We start from the raw sequence: 21976 nt of genomic DNA, 5'->3' as shown, positions 1-21976 counted from the left end.
CCACTCACTCAATGGTCGAATACGATTTCGACGGTAAGGTCGCATTCGTCACTGGTGCCGGTCACGGCCAGGGGCGTTCACACGCACAGCAGTACGCGAAACACGGTGCCGACGTCGTCGTCACCGACATCTGCGAGAACGTCGACACCAACCCCTACGACCTCAGCACGCCGGACGAGCTCGAGGAGACGGCGAGTCTCGTCGAGGACGAGGGCCAGGAGGCACTCGCGATCCAGATGGACGTCCGCGAGGAGGACGAGGTCGAAGCGGCTGTCGAGCAAGCAGTCGACCACTTCGGGAAGATCGACGTCCTCGCGAACAACGCCGGCATCTTCAACGCCGCCGACGCGACGGAGATGAGCGAGCAGCAGTGGGACGAGATGATCGACACGAACCTCAAAGGCGTGTGGCTCTGTGCGAAACACGTCGGGCAGCACTTCATCGACCGCGGTGACGGCGGCAAGATCATCTCCACGGCGTCGACGGCCGCGTTCACCGCGTCGCCGGGGAACGGCCACTACGTGGCCGCCAAGCACGGCGTCCGCGGGCTGACGAAGACGCTGGCGCTCGAACTCGCCGAGTACGACGTCAACGTCAACGCCGTCGCACCGACGGGGATGGACACGCCGATGATTTCGGGGTACGTCGAAGCGTACGGCGAGGAGCTCCTCGAGGAGACGATGGCGATGACCGGACCGGCGAACGTGTTCGACGAGGGGGAGATGCTCCAACCCAAGGAGATCAGCGAGGCGTACATGTGGCTCTCCAGCGACGCCGCACGCTACGTCACCGGAACGACGCTGAAAGTCGACGCGGGGATGACCGCGAAGTAGCAGCGACCCGGCGGGGTTGCCTTCGCGAGGCACCCCCGAACCTTACTCACCCCAGTACGACGCCAACCCGACAGCCATTGCCGTCCCAGTTACGAACGCGACCGCGAGCGTGGCCGGTTCGACGGCGTCGCGATACACCCACGCCAGCGACCCCGCGACGAGGACGTTGATGCTCCCCCAAACCGCGTTCGCGACGGCGCTCGACTCCGGCCCCAACGGCGTCATATGCCGTTCCCCTGTGATCCCCTTCACGAAGTGGGGCACCGCGTTCGTCCCGAACAGGCCGACGACCGCGAACACCACGAGCTCGACAGGTGTTGCCATACCCTCGTGTAGAAACGTTTAGTAATAGTTCTGGCGTCGGACCCACCACAAGCTAAATCGTATCGTAGTACTAACACTGCCAACCGTGCCCGAATACGCGTTCGACGGCCAGGTCGCGTTCGTCACCGGCGCCGGCCGCGGCCAGGGTCGCTCCCACGCCCAGCAGTACGCGAAACACGGCGCCGACGTGGTGGTCGTCGACGGACCAAAGGGGGTCGGGACCAGTCAGTACCCGCTCGCCTCCGAGACCCAACTGGACGAGACCGCCAGCCTCGTCGAGGACGAAGGGGGGGACGCGCTCGTCGTGCGTGCCGACGTTCGCCGGGAGTCCGCCGTCGAAGCCGCCGTCGAGGAAGCGATCGACCGGTTCGGCAGGATCGACATCCTCGCGAACAACGCCGGCATCTGGAACGTCGCCGACCTCGTGGCGATGGACGAACAGCGCTGGGACGAGCTCCTCGAGACCGTTCTCAAGGGAACGTGGCTCTGCAGCAAGCACGTCGGGCAGCAGTTCGTCGAGCGTGACGCCGGCGGGAAGATCGTCTCCACGGCGTCCACGGCGGGGCTCGTCGGCGCCAGGGGCTCGGGCCACTACGCCGCCGCCAAACACGGCGTCGTCGGGCTGACGAAGGCGCTCGCGCTGGAACTCGCGGAGCACGGCGTGAACGTCAACGCGGTCGCCCCGACCGGCGTGGCGACGCCGATGATCGACGGCATCCTCGAGACGATGGGCGACGACGCGCTCACGTCGGTGTCGGACGCCAGTGGATCGATGAACGTACTGGACGACCAGCTGATCGAACCCCGGGACGTGAGCGAGGCGTATATGTGGCTCTCCAGCGACGCCGCACGCTACGTTACGGGGATTACACTCCCCGTCGATGCGGGGATGCTCGCGAAGTGATCATGGCTCCCGATAACTCCCCCGTCGTTCTGATCACCGGCTGTTCCTCCGGGATCGGTCGCGCGACTGCCCGACGCTTTCTCGACGCCGGCTGGCGGGTCTGGGCCACCGCTCGGGACCCGACGGACATCACCGACCTCGCCGACGCCGGCTGTCGGACCGCCGCGCTGGACGTGACCGACGGGGCAGAGATCGAGGCGGTCGTCGAGCGCGTCGTCGCCCGCGACGGCCGGATCGACTGTCTGGTGAACAACGCCGGCTACGGGCAGGCTGGCGCCGTCGAGGAGATCCCCGTGGACAAACTGCGCGCGCAGTTCGAGGTCAACGTGTTCGGCCCCGTCCGGCTCGCGCAGGCCGTCCTGCCCCACATGCGCGCGGCTGGCAGCGGGCGGATCGTGAACGTCTCCAGCCTGCTCGGTCGGGTTGCCTACCCCACTCGCGGCGCGTACGCCGGATCGAAACACGCGCTCGAAGCACTGAGCGAGTCGCTCCGGGCGGAGACCGCCGGGATCGGCGTCGACGTCGTGCTGATCGAACCCGGCGCCGTGCGGACGGGGTTCGAGAACCGGCTCCACGAAACCGAGTCCACGCTCGACGAAGTCGCCGAGTACGGTCGTCTTCGGCGGCTCGTGGACCGTGCACAGCGACTCAGTGAACGGCGCGGGATGGCGCCCGAACGGGTCGCCGACGAGATCCACCGCGCCGCGAGCGTCGAGCGGCCGGAGCGCCGCTACGTCGTCGGCTGGGACGCACGGCTCGCGATCCTGGCCGACCGCGTGGTTCCGGCACGCGTGACGGACTGGCTGTACCGCCGTCTCTTCTGACCGAGCGTTACAGCCGCCGCGCGAGTAGTTCCCCGTCGTAGTACGCGCGATCCAGCTTCCGGGGCGAGACGGCGTCGCCCACACGATACACGTCGTCGCGCTGCTCGTCGAGTTCGAGGTAGAGCGACTCGTCGGCCTGCCGCCGGCCGACGACGACCACGGTATCCGGCTCTCGGCTCGCGCCCTCGCCGGTGAGCGTGTTCCGGAGCGTGACCGTCCCGTCCTCGGCGACCGAGTCGACGGTGTGGTTCCCGGTGAACGCGGCGCCCTGTGCCTGGAGCGCCGCGACGAAGCCGGGGAGGTTCGGCTGCTCGGTGCGGAACGCCGGGTAGTGGTCGCTACTGACCATCTCCAGCGACGCCCCCCGACCGAGTATCTCCAGCCCGGTCTGGGCGGTGACGACCCAACGGTTCTCGTCGAACAGTAGCACCTCCTCTCCCACCTCGGCCCCCTCGAGCACGTCGAACGCGTTCACGACCTCGCCGTCGAACCGGTCCCCGGTCTCGGGTCGCGTCGCACCCGTGGCGACGACGACGGCGTCCCACGACGGATCGACATCAGCGGCGTTCACGGGCGACTCAAGTTCGACCGTGACGCCCGCGTCCCGCGCCGCGGCCGCCAGATCCTCGCTCGCCCGTGCGAACGGCGCGAGCGGCCCCTGTGCGGCGAGGCCGAGCTGGCCGCCGAGGCTGTCGCTCGCCTCGCGGAGCGTCACGTCGTGGCCGCGCTCGGCCGCAACCGCGGCGAAGCGCAGCCCCGCCGCCCCACCGCCGACGACGAGGACCTGCTGCGGGAGTGCCGCGTCGTCGAGGGCGGAGAGTGCCGGTAGCTCGGACTCCCGGCCGGTCCGGGGGTTCACGACACACTCGACGTGGCCACCGTGCGCGTGGCCGTACACCGCTTCGAGACACTTCTGGTTACACTGGATACAGCGGTTGGGGCGGTCCCCCGCGTCGGCTTTCGCGAGCGTCTCGGCGTCCGCCAGCAGCTGGCGAGTGAAGCTCACGAACTCGGCGCCCGCGTCGAACAGCGCGTCGGCGTCGTCGACGCTCGTGAACGGTAAGCGTCCGATCACGGGGACGTCGACGGCGTCGGCAGCCGTCGCGATCGGATCACGCAGCTCCGGCGCCTCCGCCGAGATACCGGCGTGTGTCTGGTTGTACGTCGCGTGGCTCCCCACCGTACAGGAGAGGTAGTCGAACCCCTGGAGCGCGTCGAGGATCGCGGGAACGTCGTCGAACCCGTAGCCGCCGTACTCCAACTCCGCCAGCGAGAGGTGGAGCCCGACCGGCCCGTCGATCCGCCCGGCGACCGCGTCGATCGCCTCGTTCACGAACCGTGCCCTCGCGGGCCAGTCGCCGCCGTACTCGTCCTCCCGGGCGTTGTACCGCGGGGAGAGGAACTGCCGGAGGACGGAGAACGGGCCCGCGGCCAGTTCGACGCCGTCGAAGCCGGCCGCATCGAGGTTCGCCGCCGCGTCGCCGAACCCGGATAGCACCTCGTCGATGTCGTCCCGGGTCATCGTTTTGGGCATCTCGTAGGCGGCGTCGGAGGGCGACGCCGAGGGGGCGAGCTGGGGCTGCATCTCCCAGTCGCCGCGGGACTCCGCGCCCGTGTGGGTGAGCTGGCCCACGATCTTCGCGTCGTGGTCGTGGACGGCGTCGACGACGCTCGTCAGCGCCGAAACCGTTCCGTCGTCGTACGCGTCGACGAAGGCTGGACCGCTGGCCGAGGGGTGAACGAGCATCTCGGCGGGACCGACCACCAGCCCGGCACCGCCAGCCGCGCGGGCGCCGAGATGGGCCGCGAGCTCCTCGGTCGGTCTCCCGTCGTCGACGAACCTCGTACGCACGGGCCGGAAGACGGCACGGTTCGGCACCGAAAGAGATCGGACTGTGCCTGAATCGAACAGATCCATGCTAACAGATATCAAGTAACTGTACTTGAAGTTAGCGCAGCCGAGAGCCGGGGACGACCGGCCACCGAGTCGCCGACGAGGGTCATCGGCAAGACGGGGACGGCGCTCTAGGCCAAGCTCGCCCCTGATGGGGCCGGTTCTTTCCACGGTACCGGGAAATCGTTATTCAGAACATAACGAGTATTCAGTAAAGCTAAACAACAGTCGCCGATCCTCCATCGTAATTCGTGAAACATTTTCTCAGTTCGGCCCGCATCGGCACAGGGAGCTTCGCTCGAAAATCCGAAACGTCGGAGGGAGAACCTCACCCGGGTACAGTATGAGTGAGTAATCGTTCAGCGCAATAGAACAGCGGGCTGTCCTAACTGAACACCCAGTCAATTTATGACAACGGCTACCGAGGAACAGCGTATGGACGAGAAACACGGCTCGGAGGTGAGCGCGGTCAGTCGGGCAGTACGGATCGTGGAAGCCGTTCGCGACCTCCAGCCTGCAGGGGTTACCGAGATCGCCGGCTCCACGGAGATACCCAAGAGTTCGGTGTACAACCACCTCGGAACCCTGGAGAACAGGGGGTACGTCATCAAGAACGACGGGGAGTACGAACTGGGGCTACGGCTCCTCCCCCTCGGGGAGGCCGCGAGACAGCGACTCGGCGTCTACCAAGCTGCACGTCCCGAGATCGAGCAGCTCGGCAGCGATACGGGGACCAACACGTACCTGTCCGTCGAGGAACGGGGACGGGCGACAGTGATCTGTCGCCACATGGAGAACGAGATCGATCTCGGCTCCATCGGCACGACAGTGCCGCTGACGACGTCGTCCATGGGCAAGGCGATCCTCGCAGAGCTCCCACGGGAACGGGTCGACGAGATCATCGAACGCCACGGTCTCCCCGAGATGACCGACTCCAGTATCGTCGACCGAGAGGCGCTCGACGAGGAGCTCGAACGGATCCGGGAGCAGGGGTTCGCACTCGACAGAGGGGAGCACGTCAAGCGACTCAGGGCCGTGGGTGCCGCCGTTTTGGGCCCCAACGGTGAGGTACGTGGCGCGGTCAGCGTCGCGGGCCCGGAACGGGAGCTGCGAGGCTCGTTCTTCGAAGAGGAGCTTCCGGATGCGGTGCTTGATGTGACAAACGTTATCGAACTGAAACTGATGGAGGATATTTCGATCTGAAGGGGCCGAACCCCGAAATCGGTTCGAGCCATTCCAGTATTGGCAGCTAGGATAACAACAGTACTTGTGTTAGGAAATTCCGCCACCGAACCGTCGCCGCTCCCGGCTCGCCCACCGCTTCAGGAGCGATAGATCGTATAAACGAGTCGAACAGTTCACGCGACAGCGAGTTCGATGGGCCCGGGTTCGGCGCAGTGGCCGAAAACGGGAACCCCCGTCGAATACATGTCCTTTCTCTCCGAGACGATCTACTACACCTCGGTATTCTGGTATGATAATTAGTTGTCGTGGTGGACTGTTTTTGTTTCGTAGCTACTAACTATACTGTATCTCCTTCCGGGGTTCCACGATATGGTCGAAGCGTTGTCTGAACCGGAGGTTCGACAGTTGAGGCACTCGATCGGCCATATCGACCACCTCCGTGACGTGATCGATTTCGGATAGCCCGAGAATCGGTTCTCGCTTCGAGCTCGTCGGGAGACAACTGACCACGAACGGGCGAGATATCGCAGATACGAGTGTAATTTCCCCTCGATTGCTGGTGGACCGTCGGTCTCGATCTCCCCAACTGGTCAGTTCACCGTCGCCAGTCTGAGAACGACACATACCGAAACCACTGATAACCTCGTACTATGAAAAGTATCGTCCTCTGATGGGATATACGAGCCCCTCGACGAGGATCGACACCGAAAAAGAGTTTCGCCGGCCTACTCCCCGAACCGCTGCTGTTCGCGCTCCCGGAGTTCGATTCGGCGGGTTTTCCCCGACGCCGTCTTCGGCAGTTCGTCGACGTACTCGATCCGGCGGGGGTACTTGTACGGCGCCGTCTCCTCCTTCATGTACGCCTGCAGCGTCTCGGTGAGCGCGTCGTCGCCCTCGTACCCGTCGGCGAGCACGACGTACGCCTTCACCACGTTCCCCCGTTCGTCGTGAGGGGAGGCGACCGCCGCCGCCTCGGCGACGGCCTCGTGGGAGACCAGCGCGTCCTCGACCTCGAACGGGCCGATGCGGTAGCCGGCGGAGAGGATGATGTCGTCGGCGCGCCCCTCGAAGAAGAAGTAGCCGTCCTCGTCCTCGCGGGCCAGGTCGCCGGTGCGGTAGTAGTCGCCGTCGAACGTCTCCTCGTCGAGGTCGGGTTTCTCGTAGTAGCTGTCGAAGATCCCCGGGCAGTCGACCGGCACCGCGATCTCGCCGATCTCACCCTGTTCGACCTCCTCCTCTTCCTGCGTGTCGATGATCGTCGTCCCGAGCCCCGGCGTGGGTTTGCCCATCGAGCCCTCCTTCACGTCGATCCCCGGGTAGTTCGAGACGACCGCGACGGTCTCGGTCTGTCCGTAGCCGTCCCGCGGCGTGATGCCGTAGGCGTCCTGGATCGCCTCGATCGGTTCGCGGTTCAGCGGTTCGCCCGCCGACAGCGCCTCGACGAGATCCAGATCGTACTCCGCGAGGTCGGTCTGGGTGAACATGCGGTACTGGGTCGGCACCGCACAGAGCCGCGTCACCCCCTCCTCGGCCATCACCGAGAGGAACTCGTCGGCGTCGAACTCGCCGTCGTAGATGAGCTGTCGCGCCCCCGTGGTGAGGCCGACGCCGACCGGCGACCAGAACCACTTCGCCCAGCCGGTGCCCGTCGTCGCCCAGAGCAGCTCCTCGTCGAGGTCGACCGACTCGTCCTCGACGCCCGGCGCGTGCTCGTCCTCCGCCGAGATCCCCCACCAGTACGGGCCGTTCACCAGTTCGAACGCCCGGAGCCAGCGGTGACGGTGGAGGACGGGCTTGGGTTTCCCGGTCGTGCCCGAGGTGTAGTTGATGCTCATCGGGTCCTGTGCGCCGATCTCGGGCCCGTCGTGGTCGGTCGCGGCGCCGTCGAGCAGGTCGGCGAAAGACTCCCACCCCGCCGGCGACCCGTCGAGGGCGATGGTCGTCTCGATCGGCGTCTCGTCGAGCACTGGCTCGACCATGTCGACGAGGGACTCGTGGGCGACGATCGTCGTCGCCTCGCAGTCGTTCGCCCGGAACGCGATATCTTTGGGTTTCAGCATCGCCGAACAGGGGACCAGCAGCGCGCCGCGTGCGAGCACCCCGAGTTGGATCGCGAACGCGTCCGGATGGCGAGGGAACAGATGCATCACGCGATCGCCCTCGCCCACGCCCAGATCCGCGAGCGCGTTCGCGAACCGGTTCGTGTCGTCGCGGATATCCGCGTAGGTGCGCTCGGCGCGCGTCCCCTCGTCGTCGAGGAACGTGACCGCGGTACGATCCCCGAACGCGTCGGCGTGCTCCTCGATCACCGACGGGATGGCGTACCCCTCGGGGATGTCCCACTCGAAGGACTCGACGGCGTCCTCGTAGTTGACAGGCATACACACGGAGACTCGCTGCCGAGGAAATAATGATTTTGTTCCGACGTTGACGGCGTACGCAGAACGTCGTCCGGCGGCAGTCGCCCCTCGATCGCCGGGTTCGCGCCGCGAACCGTACTACTATGTGCACGGCACGGGAGCCACACACGATTGTTCCAGTGACGACCCTCCTAACCGACGCCACAGCGCCGGTACCTGTGCTCCTCCAGCAGCTTCCCGTGCAGCTCCCGGTGTCGCTCGACGTACTCGTCGTGCTCGGGGTCGTCGCCGTCGCGCTCGTCCTGTTCGTGCTCCAGCCGGTTTCGATCGACACGACCGCCATCGCCCTGATGGTCGCGCTGATCCTCCTCGGCCCGTGGACCGGCGTCTCCCCCGAGGAGGGTGTCTCGGGGTTCTCGAACCCCGCGACGCTGACCGTGCTGTCGATGTTCATCCTTAGCGAGGGCGTGCGCCAGACCGGCGTCATCCAGATCCTCACCCGGAAGATGGAGGCGTTCGCGGGCGACAGCGAGTCCCGACAGCTGCTCGCGACGGTCGGCCTCGCCGGCCCCTCGGCGGGGTTCGTCAACAACACCCCGATCGTGGCCGTGCTCATCCCGGCCGTCACGAACCTGGCCCGGAAGACGGGCACGTCGCCGTCGAAACTGCTCATCCCGCTCTCCTTCGCCTCGATGCTGGGCGGGACGCTGACCGTCATCGGCACGTCGACGAACCTGCTCGCGAGCGACATCTGGGCGCAGGTCGGCGGCCCGGGCGCGGAACCGTTCTCGCTGTTCGAGTTCACCCAGCTCGGCGTCGTCGTGCTGGCCGTCGGCATCGTCTACCTCCTGACCGTCGGCCGGTATCTCACGCCCGCCCGCATCCCGGCGGAGGGCTCCGCCACCGACCAGTTCGGGATGGCTGACTACCTGACCGACGTCGTCGTCCACGAGGACTCCGACCTCGTCGACTCACGGGTCCACGAGGTCCGGCGCGACGACCTCGATCTCGACGTGTTCCAGATCGTTCGCGACGGCCGCACCATCGTCCGCGGGCTCTCGACCGAGCGGATCCGTGCCGGCGACATCCTCTCGGTCCGGGCGAGCCAGGAGACGCTCGAACAGGTGCTCGAGGACGAACACCTGGTCCTCCTGCCGGAACTGCTCGAGGCCGCGGCCGACGAGGACGAACCGCTGCCCGAGGGGTTCGTCCCGGAACACCACGCGTGGAACCGGTCGCTGGCGACGCTGGACGCCGAAATCGAGCAGGCCGCCGCGGCGGAGGCGTCGGGGGCAGAGAGGGACAGCGAGGTACTGTCGGGCGAAGGAGCCGACGGCGACGAAAGGGACGACGGCGACGGAGATCCGGGAGACGAGGGCGACGACGAGAAGAAGGCGAAACCGGACGAGCCCGAGACCTCGCTCTCGGAGGTCGTGTTGCTCCCCGGGCCGTGGTCGAACCGGCGCGACGGCGTCGCGGGGTTCGAACGCGAGTACGACGCGACGGTGCTCGCCGTCCGTCGAGGGAACGAAGTGATCCGCCAGCGGCTGCGGGACGTCAGCCTCCAAGCCGGGGACGTGTTGCTCGTCCAGACGAGCGAGGACGTGCTCGACCGACTCCGCGCGGACACCAACGTCGCCGTCTCCGGCGACGGGCGCTGGGAGGAGTTCGACAAGCGCCGGATCCCGATCGCGCTGGGGATCGTCGCCGGCGTGGTCGGGCTAGCGGCGCTGGAGTACCTCCCCATCATGGTCAGCGCGCTCACCGGCGTCGTCGCGATGTTGTTCTCCGGAATCCTCCGCCCGGCCGCGTACGACGCCGTCGACTGGGACGTCATCTTCCTGCTGGCGGGCGTCATCCCCCTCGGGATCGCGTTCGAGTCCTCCGGCACGGCGGACCTGCTCGCGACGGGGATCGTCGCCGGCAGCGCGATCCTCCCGCCGATCGCGATGCTCGCGACGTTCTACCTCGGCACCGCGATCATCACGGAGATGGTGAGCAACAACGCCAGCGTCGTGTTGATGCTCCCCATCGCCGTCGAGGCCGCCGGCCAGCTCGGCGCCAACCCCTTCGCGTTCGCCCTCGCGGTGACGTTCGCCGCGAGCACGCCGCTGCTGAGCCCGGTCGGCTACCAGACGAACCTGATGGTGTACGGCCCCGGCGGGTACAAGTTCACCGACTTCGCGCGGGTCGGCGCGCCGCTCCAGCTCATCCTGACCGTCGTGACGACGGTTGGCATCACGTACTTCTGGGGGCTGTAGTGGGGAGAGACGTTCGCCGCCGCGTTCGAACAGCGCTCGGACGGGCAGGCTATTTCGTCCCACGACACTGAGAACGAACCATGGCCGAACCGAACACCGCCGCGGGCCGCCTCGAGTCGACGCTGTGGGAACGCCACGCGAACCCCAAGAGCGGCTGGACCCGCGTGCCGACCGGCGCCGTCATCGTGTATGCGGTGTACCGCCGCGACTGGCGGCTGCTGCTCGCCGCGCTGCTGTGGGCGGTGATCAACCCGTTCCTGTTCGCCCCACCCGAGACCGACGAGGCGTGGATGACCCGCGGCGTGCTCGCCGAGCGCTGGTGGGTCCGCGAGGAGGGCAACGGGACGATCGGGCTCTCCTACCCGAACGTCTGCAACGCGGGAAGCGCGCTGGCGTTCGCCGCCGCCCTGGTGGCCGCGTGGCGTCGACGCCCCGCCGGGGCGGCGCTCGGAACAGTCATCGGCTCGGCGCTGAAGCTCTGGTGGATCGGCGTGCTGGTCCGGCGCTACGACGCGGGCGAGGGAGAGTCGAACTGACCGCCCGACGACGGTGATCGGTCATCTGCTCGACAGTGCGGATCGGTCATCTGCTCGACGGCACGAATCAATCGTCTCGACCACGGAGACCGGAGAACTCAGGCCTCGAACGACGACCCTCGCAGGCGGCCGACACCGACGCTGAGGAGGTAGCCGACGCCGAACGCCGCGCTCCCGAGGAGGATCGACGCCGCGACGTAGACGGCGAGGGTCACCGGATCGAACAGGAACGCCAGTTTACCCGGCAGCGAGTGGCTCGACAGCCCGAGGAACGCCCAGTCGGCGTGAAACCCGAGGTACGCCGCGAACAGCGACGCCCACGCCGGGAGCAGCGCACCGCGCCCGTAGCCGATCCAGCCGGCGGCGATGAGGCCGACGGCGGTGGCGTCGCTCGGCAGAACGATCACGCCCCCCTCCACGGCGAACAGGCCGGTCGCGTAGGCGACGAACGATCCGACGAGGAGGACGGCGGCGCCGAGGAAGTCGAGGTTCCGCTGGAACCGCTCACCGAGGAGGAGATCGCGCGGGGAGGTGGTCATACGGGGCGTTCGACCCGACACAAGAAGTCGTTTGTGCCGTTTCGGGGGACTACTCCACCGGCGGCCAGTCCGACTCGACGTCGACCAGGTCGGCGCTGTGCTGCCAGAGACGCCGTCGCGTCTCCGGATCGGCAGCGGCGTCGGCGGGTGAAACGACGCCGTCGCCGGTGACGTACGCGCCGGTCCGGTCGCCGAACGCCGGATCCGTGACGAGCCGGACCAGGCGGTCCCCGCCTTCACTCGGGTCGGTGCCAACGCCCGGGACGAGTCCGGCGGCTCGAACGAGCAGCCGGGTCGGGAGCGACGCGTCCCGGAACAGCTCCGTCGACGGCACGAACCCGGGGTGGAAGGAGTTCGCGGTGACGTCGTCCGGGAGCCGATCGGCGAGTTCGAGGGTGAACGCGGTCAGCGCGAGTTTCGACCGCGCGTACGCCTGCACGGCGTCGTAGTCGCGTTCGAACTGGAGGTCCTCGAAATCGAGCGTGGCGCGGCGGTGGAGTTCGGAGCTCGTCGTGACGATCCGGGCCGGCGCGGACGACCGCACCAGGTCCAGCAGTTCGTGGGTGAGCAAGTAGGGCGCGAGATGGTTCACCGCGAGCGTGCGTTCGACCCCGTCGTCGGTCTCGACCCTGTCGCTGCTCGAGAGCCCGGCGTTGTGGACGAGCGCGTCGAGTCGGTCGTAGGCGTCGCGAACCTCGGTCGCGAGCGATCGCACGGCCGACTGCGTCGCGAGGTCGGCGCGGTGGAACCGGATCGTCCCCGACAGCGACGACGCTTCGGCCGCGACTGCTTCTCCGCGGGGTCGATCACGACCGACGACCGCGACGGTCCACCCGCGTTCGGCGAGGTCCGTCGCCGCTCGCCGGCCGATCCCGCTCGTGCCGCCGGTCAGGAGGACGACGCGGTCGGTCGCGTTGCTCGTGGACATACGGGTTGGTTCGGCTGGGGGGTGGGTGAAGGTTCGGTCCGTCGGAACCATACCCCCGGGGGTGTCCGCAATTCGCCGCCAGTACACGACTGCGTCCTCGGGACCGCACGTTCGGCCACCGTCACGCCGCAGTTGCAGCTATCCGGTGTTTCGGACGCGAGAGGGGGACGAAACCGGCGAAAATTGCGGACACCCCCGGGGGTGGGTCCCCAGCCGAGGATCACTCGAACGTCTGTTGGTTCGATCCCTGCTCCCGGAGCCAGTTCTGCGTGAGCTCGTCGAAGTCGACCGAGTCGAACCGGGAGACGGCTTCCAGCACCTCGATCGCCGTCGACGGCTCGACCCGGAGTTCGAACGTGTAGGCGTTCCCGCCGACCGAGCCCGAGGCGGACTTCCGGGCGCGGATGATGCTCAGCATGTCGAGTTCGATCAGGTGGTCCCGCATCCGGCGCTGGGCCAGCTGGTCGGCGTCGATGTGGTCGGCGAGGGATTTGTACACGTCGTACACGTCGCGGGTGCGGATCCCCGAGTGGCCGGCGAGTTCGAGCACCGTCACGGCCGCGAGCGCGAGGTGGCCCTGCATCGTGAGCTGCTCCATCCCCTCGACGATCAGTTCGCGCTCGGCCTCGCCCTGGGCCGCGCGGACGTGTTCCTCCTCGACCTGGGACTGCCCCTCGGACTCGGCGATCGCGGCGGCCTTGCGGAGGTACTTGATCGCCTGCCTCGCGCTTCCCTTGTCCTGGGCGGCGTAGGCCGCACACAGCGGGATCACGTCGCCGGAGAGCACCTCGGAGTCGACGCCGACCAGGTCGTACGCGTCGCGATCGACACCGGCGTCGTCGAACGCCGCGTCGAGCGTCCCCTCGCTGCCGTTCAGGTCGATCGAGATCTCGATCTCGTCGCCGTCGTCGTTCTCGTACCGTAGCGACGTCCCCCGGAACGCCTTGCTCGCCCGCCGGGAGAGGATATCCCGGAGATCGTTGGCGTCGTACGGCGCGAAGAAGATGGAGTCGTCGTAGAGACTATCCTTCGCCGCGGGGTCGAGGTTGTCCCGCCACTGCAGGTCGTTGCTGATGCCGATGATCGACGGGTAGACGTCGTCGCCGACGTACTCCTTGTCCCGGGCCCGGGGGAGGGAGTAGAGGATCTTGTCGTCGGTGCCGAGGTTGTCGATCTCGTCGAGCACGATGATGATCGTGCCGCCGACGTCGTTCATCGCCGCCCAGAGCCGGTCCAACACCTTCTGCATCGGGTGGCCGTTGGGGTTCTCGCTTCCCAGTTCCTCACAGAGCCCACAGGCGAGCGTGTAGCTCGACGAGATCCCCTCACACGAGAAGAAGACGGTCGTGAGGTCGAGATCCTGTGACGCCGCGAACGATTCGAGCTCGCTCAACTCGGCTTTGGCGGCGGCGGTTTTCCCCTGCCCGGCCTTCCCGGAGAGGAACGTGTTCTCGGCACCGGCGCCACGGGCCGCGGGCTTCAGCGACCGCCGGAGCTTGAGGATCTCCTCCCGCCGTTCCGGCAGCGTCGTCGGGGTGTGTCCCTCCTTGAGGTAGTCTTCGCCGCCGACCGCGAAGATCTCCGACGTAGTCGAGTACGGAGACGATTCCATTGCCAGTCATCGTGGCTTCCAGTCACATAAACCCCACCGTCCGGAACGTCCTCCCCGTCCGAATAACCCCCCGGTGCGTCCGAGATTCGTTTCGGTATCGGGATACTAACTCCCCACCCGGGGGCCCGGGGTTGTCCGCAATTATCGACGAAGGGAGGGGGAGGGGACCCCCTCCCCCCTCACCGGCGATGGAAACGAACGAACTCCCCGATTACACTCGCATTATCCACGATACAACGCTGTTTTCTCCTTGTTCCGTTTCCTCTCTCGTGCTCTCTACAACGTTTATTATATATTTTACGGTTAGTAGTAGTGTAGTAGTAGTAGGGGGTTCGAAACGCGTGTTCTTCACCATTCTTTCCCCTGTTTATATGTAGAAGGCTCCAACTACCGACGTCGGTCGGTCCGTTCTCTCGAAGAATTGCGGACAACCCCGGGCCCCCGGGTTACTTGGGGGCTTATAAAGCCCGGCGCCGGCTAACCTGATCGCGCTTCCGCGTGTCGGTCATCCCGCCTCTCACCACGTTCCGGGAGTGTTTCTCACCGTGGCCGACACTGACCCCCACCCTCTCTATCGACAGAATTGCGGACGACCCCGGGGGCGGGGGTGAACGATCGATCGCCAACGGCACTCCAGTCAGTCAGTTCCTCGTCCCCGACTGGTAGCGGCGGCGATGCCCAGCCGACACGCGACCGCCACGATCACGGCGCCGACCGCTCGACCGCCGAGGCCAATGGAGACGCCGACTAGCGGCGCGACGCTGCTCGTCAGCGAGAACAGCACGACGGCAGGCAGTACCCAGCCGACCGCCAGCACCCACGGCTCAGCGAGCGGCGCGAAGCGGCCGGCGCCGGTGCGGAACTCCGCGACCGCGTCGGTCGGGAGCACCCACCCGGCGACCGCGAGGAAGGCGAACAGCCCGACCGACAGCAGCAGGTCCGCGAGCGTGCCCGAGACGAACTGGAAGATCGGGCTCGAGAGCGCCAGCCCGCCACCCGTCGCCGCCAGCAGCCCGGAGACTTGCAGCGTCGCCGTCCGGCGCGGGATGTCGTACGTGTCCACGAGCGTGCCGACGGGCGTCTCGAGCAGGCTGATACCGCTGGTCACCGCCGCCAGCAGCACCGTTCCGAAGAACGCTGTCGCCACGAGACGACCGCCCGGGAGTGTGCCGAACGCACCCGCGAGTGCGACGAACAGCGCGCCCGGCCCGCCGCCACCGGGGTCGACGCCCTGCGAGAACAGCAGCGGGATCACGACCAGCCCCGCGAGCACGCCGATGAACGTGTTCGAGATCGCGACCACGAGGGTGTCCCGGGGGAGCGACGTGTCGTCGTCGATGTAGGAGGCGTAGGTCAGCATCGTCCCGGCGCCCAACGAGAGCGTGAACAGTGCCTGCCCGGCCGCGGGGCCGAGAACCGACGGGAGGTTGGCGACGAGATACGCGGCGTCGAAGCGCAGGTAGTACTCGTACCCCGCCGCGGTCCCCGGCTGCGTGGCAGTCCACGCCGCAAGCCCGACCAGCAACACCGCGATCGCGGGCAGCATCACCTTCGAGACGCGCTCGATCCCGCGGCTCACGCCGAGGAAGACGATCGCGGCCACGATCCCGAGGAAGGCGAGGTGGAACGCCACCGCCTCGAGCCCGTACCCCATCGCACCGAAGTACGCCTGGGGCGCCGTGAAGTACGCCCCCGTCGGCGAAGCCAGCGTGTACCGGAGGATCCACCCGCCCACCACCGAGTAGAAGGAGAGGATCACCAGCGTCGTGACGACGTTGAACGCCCCAAGCGCCGTCCCCCACCGGTCGCCGATCAGCGACCGGAGCGCGCCGATCGGCGTCTGCCGACCTCGGCGCCCGAGAACGAACTCCGCGAGCAGTCCCGGGACGCCGACGCCGACGACGATGAGCAGGTAGACGACCAGGAAGGCGCTCCCGCCGTTTTCCGCTGTCAGCCACGGGAACCGCCAGACGTTCCCCAGCCCCGCCGCGCTCCCGACCGAGGCGAGCACGAACCCGAGGCTCGACACCCATTTGTCACGTGTACCCATTCGTGAACGGAGATGTACAACGAACGCCAAAGTCGGTGTCGGTTCCGGCTCGCCGATCACCCGGTAGAACGGTTAATGAACGGACATTCGGCACGATCGGCTCGAAACCGTCGCGTGAAGCCACGGAAGGATTGAGGTATTACGATCAGTATTACTTCTGGTCAACGAGGGTACAACTGATTCAGCTCAGGTAATCAATCTGTGAAGACAGGTACTCCTGAAGAGCGGTGACCGTTTCTTCTGAGACAGCTGAGGCCCCGAAGTCACTCCGGAATCCGTGTTCGAGTTCGTCGCTCTCCAAGATCTCCAGTCCACGCTCAAGTTGCTCCCGTAGCGCATCGTCGTCCCCTCGCCGCAGGTGGGGTGTGACGGCGTCGAGGTCGATTTCTTCTGCGACTGCTAGGACGTCACGAAGGTCTGTTTCACGGCCGCTGTGGAGCTTTGCCGCCACGAGGACGGCTCCATCGATCACCCTGGCCGTCGTCGTTACTGTGCCCCCGCTCACCTCCTGCTGGTGGCTATGGTCGTACAGGTAGTCGAACGACCACTGTGCCTCCGTCTGGCGGCAGCCGAGTCCATTCACGAGGAGATCGAAGCCGATCGGCTGCTGTGGCGTGAGCCGTTTTTCGTACTCGATCACCTCAGTGTCGTAGAACCACTCCTTGGCGTGGCTGTCCGTTTCCTCGAAGTCCCGACGTTCGAGGAATTCGCCGAACTCGACCTTGGAGTCTGATGCGACAACGATATCGAGGTCCGTAGAGAAACGTGCGTTGAACGCTGAAACAGCGTACCCGCCGACGAGAACGTACTCGTGACCCTCTTGGGTGAGCTCCTCGAGCAGTTCGATGAGCGCGTCACTTCGGTTGGTGAAGCTCATGGCTGTGCCCGTTCCGTCTCTCGATATGTGACACCGAGGTCGAGGTCCTCGTACATCCGGTCGAGCATCGCCAGCCCCGACTGGAACTGGGCGTAGTTCTCGCGCATGTATTCGATCGTCTCGTCTCTCGGGATCACCGGGTACCCCTCGACGTGCTCGATGTCGAGTGAGGGGCGTGGCTCGAGGACGATCTGTAGCGGTCCGTCCAGTTCGTCTCGGGACTGTCGCTCGACTGCGGTAGGGAGGTCGAACGACTCGAAAAACTCCACCCAGGCGTCGACGTCCTGCTCACGGACGGTCAGGAACAGCGGATAGTCGTCCGGATTCCGGCCGACCTGATAGCCGCCTTGGGTCCATACGTAGACGGCGTCGATCCGCGTGAACGCGAACGGCCAGTCACCGAACTGTGGGATGACGTAGGTCTCCTCGATTGAGGGTGGACTGACGCCGGCGCTGGCAGCGACGAGCTCGCGGGCTGTGTCGCGTACGCGCTCGTCGACGACAGTGAGGCCGTCGTCATAGGTGACGTAGCCTGCGTCTTCGAGTCGATTGACGGCCTGTCTCACCGTCTCGTACGGCGTGTGGAGGTGTTGGGCGACACGGCGGATGGAGTCACCACTCTCGATGGCGAGGATGGTCTGTGCCGCCGTTTCGTCGAGCACCTCGTACATCTGGTGGTTACCAATAATCCGGTAATAGTTAAAAGTCTTATTAGAGTTCTTGGTAACCCTGACCCTGGACAGCGGAACGGCGGCGAACTACCCGTTCTCGTCCGGGGTGGTCGTTCCCGACGACTCCGTTGCGGTCGACGTGCCACGACCCTCCGCCGCCGCCCGTCGCCGCCGCCGCAACGAGTCGTACAGCGCCCCCGCGACCTGCTCGCGGAGGTGTTCGACGGTCTCGGTGCTCACGTCGACGGCCGCGGCGTCGTTGCCGACGAGGCTGCGCGAGCCCGCGGTGTCGATCGTCACCGTCCCGAGGCGTCGTCGCCGCTGGAACACCGTTTCGGTGCTCAGCACCGTCTGAACCCGGTAGTAGGGGACGACCTTCAGCTGTCGCACCCAGAACCCGTTCCGGGTCACGACGTGGTCGTCGCCGACGTAGTAGCCACGCGCCTTCCACTTCAGGTGGGCGGCGAGGGGGACGAGCACCAGCGCCGCCAGCGGCGCCCACCAGTAGAACGAGACGTCGAGCACCGTCTGCACCCCGTAGAGCAGGCCGGTCAGGAGGAGGACGACGCCGGCGTAGCGGACCGCGTAGCGCTCACGCGCTCGCTTGGGCGGGCGCTCGAACGACATCTCCCCCGCCGGCTCGATCGAGTTCGCGAGTTCGAGCACGCGCGAACGCTCCGCGATCGGGACCGCCGACTGGGAGGTGTTCTCCCCCGTTTCACCGCCGCTCCCGCCGGCGGTCTCGATCTCCAGCGAGGCGTAGCCCAGCGCCCGCGCGAGCACGTTCTCCTCGATCGTGAGCGACTGCACCTTCGAGAGCGGGATCGTCCCGCTGTACCGCTGGAGCAGGCCGCGCTCGTAGCGCAGCTCCTCGTCGCCGCGACGCAGCGTGAACCCGTAGTAGAGGGTAGCGTTGATCACGCCGTAGGCGAGCCCGAGGAGGACGATCCCCGCGAGCGTCGCGATCGGGCCGAGCAGCCCGGTCAGGCCGGCGTCGAACCCGAAGAACCACTCGGCGTCGACGATCGCCCCGATCGCGGGCATGAACACGGAGCCGACGACGAACAGGATCGAGATCAGCTGGGCGTCGGCCGACACCAGCGCGAGCACCCCCAGCTCGCGGTCGGTGATCTCGAACACCGTCTCGAACCGCTCGGCTGCCTCGGCCGGTTCGTCGTCGTCGCCGGCGCGGCTCAGCCGACTGATCTCCGCCTGGAGTCGGTTCGCGCGCTCCTCGCCCACGAACTGGAGCTGGGCCTCGCTCCCGCTCGCGCCGGCGGTCTCCAGCCGGAGCTCGGCGATCCCCAGCACGCGCTGGACGACGTTCTGGCTGATGTCGACGTTCTGGATCCGACGCAGCGGGATCTCCCGTTCGCGTCTGGCGAACACCCCCGAACGGATGTCGAACGTGTCGGCCGTGAGCTCGTACTCGAAGCGGCGGTAGTAGGCGACCCCGTAGGCCACGACGGTGATCGCGATCACGGCGGCGAGCGCGACCGCGAGCCCGGCGCCCAGGAACCCCCTGATCGCGCCGAACGCCGGGATGCCGACGAACAGCGCGACGACCACGAGGCCGATCCCGTTCTCCACGATCCGGTACGGGACCGACAGCGGGTGGAGGCGGAACGCACGCCCCGTGAGCGGCTCCTCGCTCCCCCCGTCAGTCATACTGCGTCTTCCTCCTCGGACTCGGTGGTGAGCCGTTCCAGCCGCTCCTGGAGCGTCGACGCGCGCTCGGGCGTCAGTCCCGGAATCGTCACGTCCGCGCCCCGCGAGCCGGCGGTGTACACCACCAGCGTCGACAGGCCGAGCACGCGCTCGAGCGGGCTCCGCGTCGTGTCGATATGCTGGACGCGGACGTAGGGGACGACCGTCCGCACGCGGGTGAACACCCCGCGGCTCAGGAACAGCGAATCAGCGCGGACGACGTACTCCCACGACCGGTACAGCAGGACGGCCCGAACGACGCCGACCAGCACGAGCAGCGCGGCCACCGCGCCGCCCACCTGGACGGCGGTCTCGACGCCGGCCGGGAGCAGCGCGGTCTGCTCCCCGACGACGTAGGCGATTCCGCCGAGGACGGCGCCGGCGACGAGCGCGCCGATCGTCGAGCCGACGATCCACAGCAGGCGGACCGTCGACGCCAGCTCGCGGGGGGTGCCGACGACCGACTCGTCGATTCCTGCCTCGGCGGCGACGGAGGGCTGGTCGTCCGCGTCCGAATCGCCGTCGTCGGCCGTCGACGGGCCCGACTCCTCCCCGGGCGCTGACGGGCTGTCGTCCGTCGCGACGTCGTCTGGGGGATCGTTCATACCGGTTACGTGGCACAACGACGGCTTAACCGTACCGCCCGGCGGACGGGGGTCTCCCGCCGTGTCGGTACGGCGACTCCATCGACGGCCGTGCAGCGGATCGTCACCGGATCGTGCACAAAAAACGCTGACCGCGGGCGCCCGTGTCTCCGTCTACCCGTCTTCGGGGGTGTCCCCGAAGCGGCGTGCCGCTTCGGCACTCAGCGAGACGTGGACGGTTTTCCCCGCTCTCTCGCGCTCGAACACGCCGGCGTCGGTCAGCCGGTCGACGTGGTACGAGGCGGTGCTGGGTGCGAGGTCGGTCCTCGCTGCCAGCCCAGTCACGGACACCGGTTCGGCCGTCCGGACCGCGTCCACGATCGCGGCGGGCGCCGTCAGCGCGGCGGCGAGTTCGGGGTCGTCCTCGAACCCGGCCGGGTAGAGCCGCGCGCGGCCGTCCACACTGTGTCGGTCGACCAGATCCTCACGTTCGAGGACCCGGACGTGGTACCGGGCGGTCGAGACGGGGACGCCGACGTCCCGAGCGATCGCCGTCACCGACTGGCCGGGTACGTTGGTGACCGTGTCGTGCAGTTCCTGTCTGGTTGGGTGCTCCAACGGGTCCGACTCGTCGTACCGACTGTAGCCCGCTGCTACCGCCCAGATCGGCTCCACGGACGGCGGCTCCACTGCGGCCGCGATCTGCGTGACGACCCGAGGCACCGTGGTTTCCGTCAGGACGCTGTCCTCGATCGTCGCGCCGGGGTCGGTCAGATCGCCGACGTGCTGACCGATCTCATCGACACTACGCACGGACTGATCGCCCCCGACACCGGCAGCGACGCCGGCGTGGGCGACCATACTGACCGTCAGTACGATAGCCGCGAATCGTGTGAGGTGAGCCATGGTGTTGATCCCGGACTCGGTCTCGACACGGTACGCACCCGGCAGCGCTTCGACGTCGGCGGAGTTAACCGTACCCGCAAGTCGGCGACTCGTTGGTTACCGAGTAGGGACCAGCTGACTGGGATGGCGGAACGGGCGCTACTCGCGTGGCCGGAGTTCGAGCCGCCCGCCCGGTCGAGCGTGGACGTCGTACCCCTCGTACTCGAAGCGGACGTTCAGCCCGATCCCGTCGCCGGCGGTGTCCACCAGCGTATCCAGCGTCTCCGGCTCGACGCTGTCGTGCAGCGGCGGGAGCTGTTCGGGATCGACGTCCTCGACTGCCGCCACCGCGACCACGACGAGGAGGCTCACTCTCACCGCGGCAGCGTTCGGCGTGACCACGATCCGGTTCGTTCCTCCGTCCCTGTCCACGTCGACGAGCGTGTCGATATCGGGCATCGGCGTCAGCGGGGACCGTCCTGACTGCATCAGCTCGTCGGGCGCCCGCCGTCCGCGTGGGCGGCGACCGCGCGTCGGGACTCACTCTCCACGAGCGCGACCACGCTGTCGATCGCGGTGACGGCCTGCCAGGCGGCGCTACCGCCCGTCACGCCCACGCTCGGGTCGACACGCCCACAGTCCGGATCGTAGGTGAGCAGGCCGGCGGCTTCGAGCTTCGGGAGGTGGACGTGATGGAGCGTCAGTTCACGCGCGGCCACCCCGTCGGCGTCCCCGTCCGGATCGCCGACGGTCTCCGCGAGGCGTTCTATCGTCGCCCCCTCCGGGTTCGCCGCGAGCTGGCGGAGCACGGTTCGGCGAACCGGGTGGGCGAGCACGCGAACCAGCCCGTCCAGTTCGCCGTCCATCGGTGTTTCACACATCGACTCGACCGACGATACCTGCGAGAAAAAGCGTTCTGACGGTTCTATCGAAACGTCCCCTCGCCGGTCCGGACTCACCGGACGGCGTCCGGGGCCGTCCGACCGGAACCGACCGGAACGT

At 67.2% G+C, this 21976-nt stretch carries 20 protein-coding genes; 6 read left to right on the top strand and 14 right to left on the bottom strand.

The genetic code is table 11. The annotated features are described in order from the left end of the window. Positions 1-11: 11 nt before the first annotated feature. Positions 12-833 (top strand): mycofactocin-coupled SDR family oxidoreductase, encoded by an 822-nt coding sequence (locus tag B9G49_RS00225; protein ID WP_086214927.1) that lies wholly within the window; start codon positions 12-14, stop codon positions 831-833. Positions 834-875: 42 nt separating this feature from the next. Here the strand turns inward: B9G49_RS00225 and B9G49_RS00220 are convergent, their stop codons facing one another. Next, a complete protein-coding gene (locus tag B9G49_RS00220) occupies positions 876-1157 on the bottom strand; it encodes a hypothetical protein (protein WP_086214926.1) in 282 nt (93 codons plus the stop codon). Positions 1158-1242: 85 nt separating this feature from the next. Between B9G49_RS00220 and B9G49_RS00215 the strand changes: the two genes are divergently transcribed. Next, on the top strand, positions 1243-2061 hold the full coding sequence (locus tag B9G49_RS00215) for a mycofactocin-coupled SDR family oxidoreductase (protein WP_086214925.1): 819 nt from the start codon (positions 1243-1245) through the stop codon (positions 2059-2061). 2 nt (positions 2062-2063) lie between these two features. Beyond that, complete coding sequence (locus tag B9G49_RS00210; RefSeq protein ID WP_086214924.1) at positions 2064-2885, top strand: SDR family oxidoreductase; 822 nt, start codon at positions 2064-2066, stop codon at positions 2883-2885. Positions 2886-2892: 7 nt separating this feature from the next. Here B9G49_RS00210 and B9G49_RS00205 read toward each other — a convergent pair whose 3' ends face one another. Then, positions 2893-4803, bottom strand: coding sequence for an FAD-dependent oxidoreductase (locus tag B9G49_RS00205; RefSeq protein ID WP_086214923.1), 1911 nt, complete (start codon positions 4801-4803; stop codon positions 2893-2895). Between the two features lie 411 nt (positions 4804-5214). Here B9G49_RS00205 and B9G49_RS00200 point away from each other — a divergent pair, with 411 nt between their 5' ends. Beyond that, a complete protein-coding gene (locus B9G49_RS00200) occupies positions 5215-5982 on the top strand; it encodes an IclR family transcriptional regulator (RefSeq protein WP_158093583.1) in 768 nt (255 codons plus the stop codon). Between the two features lie 707 nt (positions 5983-6689). Here the strand turns inward: B9G49_RS00200 and B9G49_RS00195 are convergent. Then, positions 6690-8345, bottom strand: a complete 1656-nt coding sequence (locus B9G49_RS00195; protein WP_086214921.1) for an acyl-CoA synthetase — start codon at positions 8343-8345, stop codon at positions 6690-6692. Between the two features lie 197 nt (positions 8346-8542). On the opposite strand from B9G49_RS00195, the gene B9G49_RS00190 reads away from it, so the two are divergent. Beyond that, complete coding sequence (locus tag B9G49_RS00190; protein WP_233125125.1) at positions 8543-10585, top strand: SLC13 family permease; 2043 nt, start codon at positions 8543-8545, stop codon at positions 10583-10585. Between the two features lie 80 nt (positions 10586-10665). After that, on the top strand, positions 10666-11121 hold the full coding sequence (locus tag B9G49_RS00185) for a DUF6653 family protein (protein WP_086214919.1): 456 nt from the start codon (positions 10666-10668) through the stop codon (positions 11119-11121). Positions 11122-11219: 98 nt separating this feature from the next. On the opposite strand, the gene B9G49_RS00180 is transcribed toward B9G49_RS00185, so the two are convergent. From B9G49_RS00180 to B9G49_RS00130, 11 genes are all read right to left on the bottom strand, one after another. Next, a complete protein-coding gene (locus tag B9G49_RS00180) occupies positions 11220-11660 on the bottom strand; it encodes a hypothetical protein (protein ID WP_086214918.1) in 441 nt (146 codons plus the stop codon). A 49-nt stretch (positions 11661-11709) separates the two neighbouring features. Beyond that, positions 11710-12588 (bottom strand): SDR family NAD(P)-dependent oxidoreductase, encoded by an 879-nt coding sequence (locus B9G49_RS00175; RefSeq protein ID WP_086214917.1) that lies wholly within the window; start codon positions 12586-12588, stop codon positions 11710-11712. A gap of 220 nt (positions 12589-12808) precedes the next feature. Further along, the gene (locus tag B9G49_RS00170; RefSeq protein WP_086214916.1) at positions 12809-14200 is read right to left on the bottom strand and encodes a Cdc6/Cdc18 family protein; all 1392 of its coding nucleotides are present in this window, start codon (positions 14198-14200) and stop codon (positions 12809-12811) included. A 637-nt stretch (positions 14201-14837) separates the two neighbouring features. After that, positions 14838-16250, bottom strand: coding sequence for a sodium-dependent transporter (locus tag B9G49_RS00165; protein ID WP_086214915.1), 1413 nt, complete (start codon positions 16248-16250; stop codon positions 14838-14840). Between the two features lie 181 nt (positions 16251-16431). Then, a complete protein-coding gene (locus B9G49_RS00160) occupies positions 16432-17127 on the bottom strand; it encodes a hypothetical protein (RefSeq protein WP_086214914.1) in 696 nt (231 codons plus the stop codon). Then, positions 17124-17798 carry a helix-turn-helix domain-containing protein gene (locus B9G49_RS00155; protein ID WP_086214913.1) on the bottom strand — a complete coding sequence of 225 codons (675 nt, stop codon included), beginning with the start codon at positions 17796-17798 and terminating at the stop codon, positions 17124-17126. Before B9G49_RS00155 ends, B9G49_RS00160 begins: the two co-directional genes overlap by 4 nt. An 87-nt stretch (positions 17799-17885) precedes the next feature. Then, positions 17886-19466 carry a PH domain-containing protein gene (locus B9G49_RS00150; protein WP_086214912.1) on the bottom strand — a complete coding sequence of 527 codons (1581 nt, stop codon included), beginning with the start codon at positions 19464-19466 and terminating at the stop codon, positions 17886-17888. Next, complete coding sequence (locus tag B9G49_RS17275; protein ID WP_086214911.1) at positions 19463-20110, bottom strand: PH domain-containing protein; 648 nt, start codon at positions 20108-20110, stop codon at positions 19463-19465. The genes B9G49_RS00150 and B9G49_RS17275 overlap by 4 nt, the downstream gene beginning before the upstream one ends. A gap of 153 nt (positions 20111-20263) precedes the next feature. Further along, complete coding sequence (locus B9G49_RS00140; protein WP_158093582.1) at positions 20264-20902, bottom strand: helix-turn-helix domain-containing protein; 639 nt, start codon at positions 20900-20902, stop codon at positions 20264-20266. Between the two features lie 231 nt (positions 20903-21133). Next, positions 21134-21463, bottom strand: a complete 330-nt coding sequence (locus tag B9G49_RS00135; RefSeq protein ID WP_198943773.1) for a HalOD1 output domain-containing protein — start codon at positions 21461-21463, stop codon at positions 21134-21136. Then, positions 21463-21855, bottom strand: coding sequence for a helix-turn-helix domain-containing protein (locus B9G49_RS00130; RefSeq protein WP_086214909.1), 393 nt, complete (start codon positions 21853-21855; stop codon positions 21463-21465). The genes B9G49_RS00135 and B9G49_RS00130 overlap by 1 nt, the downstream gene beginning before the upstream one ends. Positions 21856-21976: the final 121 nt, after the last annotated feature.

Origin of the sequence: Halorubrum sp. SD683 (assembly GCF_002135045.1) — an archaeon.
Taxonomy (GTDB): domain Archaea; phylum Halobacteriota; class Halobacteria; order Halobacteriales; family Haloferacaceae; genus Halorubrum; species Halorubrum ezzemoulense.
Note: the sequence above shows the minus strand (reverse complement) of the source record. Positions and strands in the feature narration are given on the sequence as shown.

Excerpts from the sequence above, each read along its gene's own strand:
- B9G49_RS00205 (WP_086214923.1), bottom strand. The coding sequence starts at position 4,803 with ATGGATCTGTTCGATTCAGGCACAGTCCGATCTCTTTCGGTGCCGAAC.
- B9G49_RS00150 (WP_086214912.1), bottom strand. The coding sequence starts at position 19,466 with ATGACTGACGGGGGGAGCGAGGAGCCGCTCACGGGGCGTGCGTTCCGC.
- B9G49_RS00165 (WP_086214915.1), bottom strand. The coding sequence starts at position 16,250 with ATGGGTACACGTGACAAATGGGTGTCGAGCCTCGGGTTCGTGCTCGCC.
- B9G49_RS00160 (WP_086214914.1), bottom strand. The coding sequence starts at position 17,127 with ATGAGCTTCACCAACCGAAGTGACGCGCTCATCGAACTGCTCGAGGAG.
- B9G49_RS00180 (WP_086214918.1), bottom strand. The coding sequence starts at position 11,660 with ATGACCACCTCCCCGCGCGATCTCCTCCTCGGTGAGCGGTTCCAGCGG.
- B9G49_RS00225 (WP_086214927.1), top strand. The coding sequence starts at position 12 with ATGGTCGAATACGATTTCGACGGTAAGGTCGCATTCGTCACTGGTGCC.
- B9G49_RS00195 (WP_086214921.1), bottom strand. The coding sequence starts at position 8,345 with ATGCCTGTCAACTACGAGGACGCCGTCGAGTCCTTCGAGTGGGACATC.
- B9G49_RS00155 (WP_086214913.1), bottom strand. The coding sequence starts at position 17,798 with ATGTACGAGGTGCTCGACGAAACGGCGGCACAGACCATCCTCGCCATC.
- B9G49_RS00200 (WP_158093583.1), top strand. The coding sequence starts at position 5,215 with ATGGACGAGAAACACGGCTCGGAGGTGAGCGCGGTCAGTCGGGCAGTA.
- B9G49_RS00175 (WP_086214917.1), bottom strand. The coding sequence starts at position 12,588 with ATGTCCACGAGCAACGCGACCGACCGCGTCGTCCTCCTGACCGGCGGC.
- B9G49_RS00130 (WP_086214909.1), bottom strand. The coding sequence starts at position 21,855 with ATGTGTGAAACACCGATGGACGGCGAACTGGACGGGCTGGTTCGCGTG.
- B9G49_RS00135 (WP_198943773.1), bottom strand. The coding sequence starts at position 21,463 with ATGCAGTCAGGACGGTCCCCGCTGACGCCGATGCCCGATATCGACACG.
- B9G49_RS00220 (WP_086214926.1), bottom strand. The coding sequence starts at position 1,157 with ATGGCAACACCTGTCGAGCTCGTGGTGTTCGCGGTCGTCGGCCTGTTC.
- B9G49_RS00210 (WP_086214924.1), top strand. The coding sequence starts at position 2,064 with ATGGCTCCCGATAACTCCCCCGTCGTTCTGATCACCGGCTGTTCCTCC.
- B9G49_RS00185 (WP_086214919.1), top strand. The coding sequence starts at position 10,666 with ATGGCCGAACCGAACACCGCCGCGGGCCGCCTCGAGTCGACGCTGTGG.
- B9G49_RS00170 (WP_086214916.1), bottom strand. The coding sequence starts at position 14,200 with ATGGAATCGTCTCCGTACTCGACTACGTCGGAGATCTTCGCGGTCGGC.
- B9G49_RS17275 (WP_086214911.1), bottom strand. The coding sequence starts at position 20,110 with ATGAACGATCCCCCAGACGACGTCGCGACGGACGACAGCCCGTCAGCG.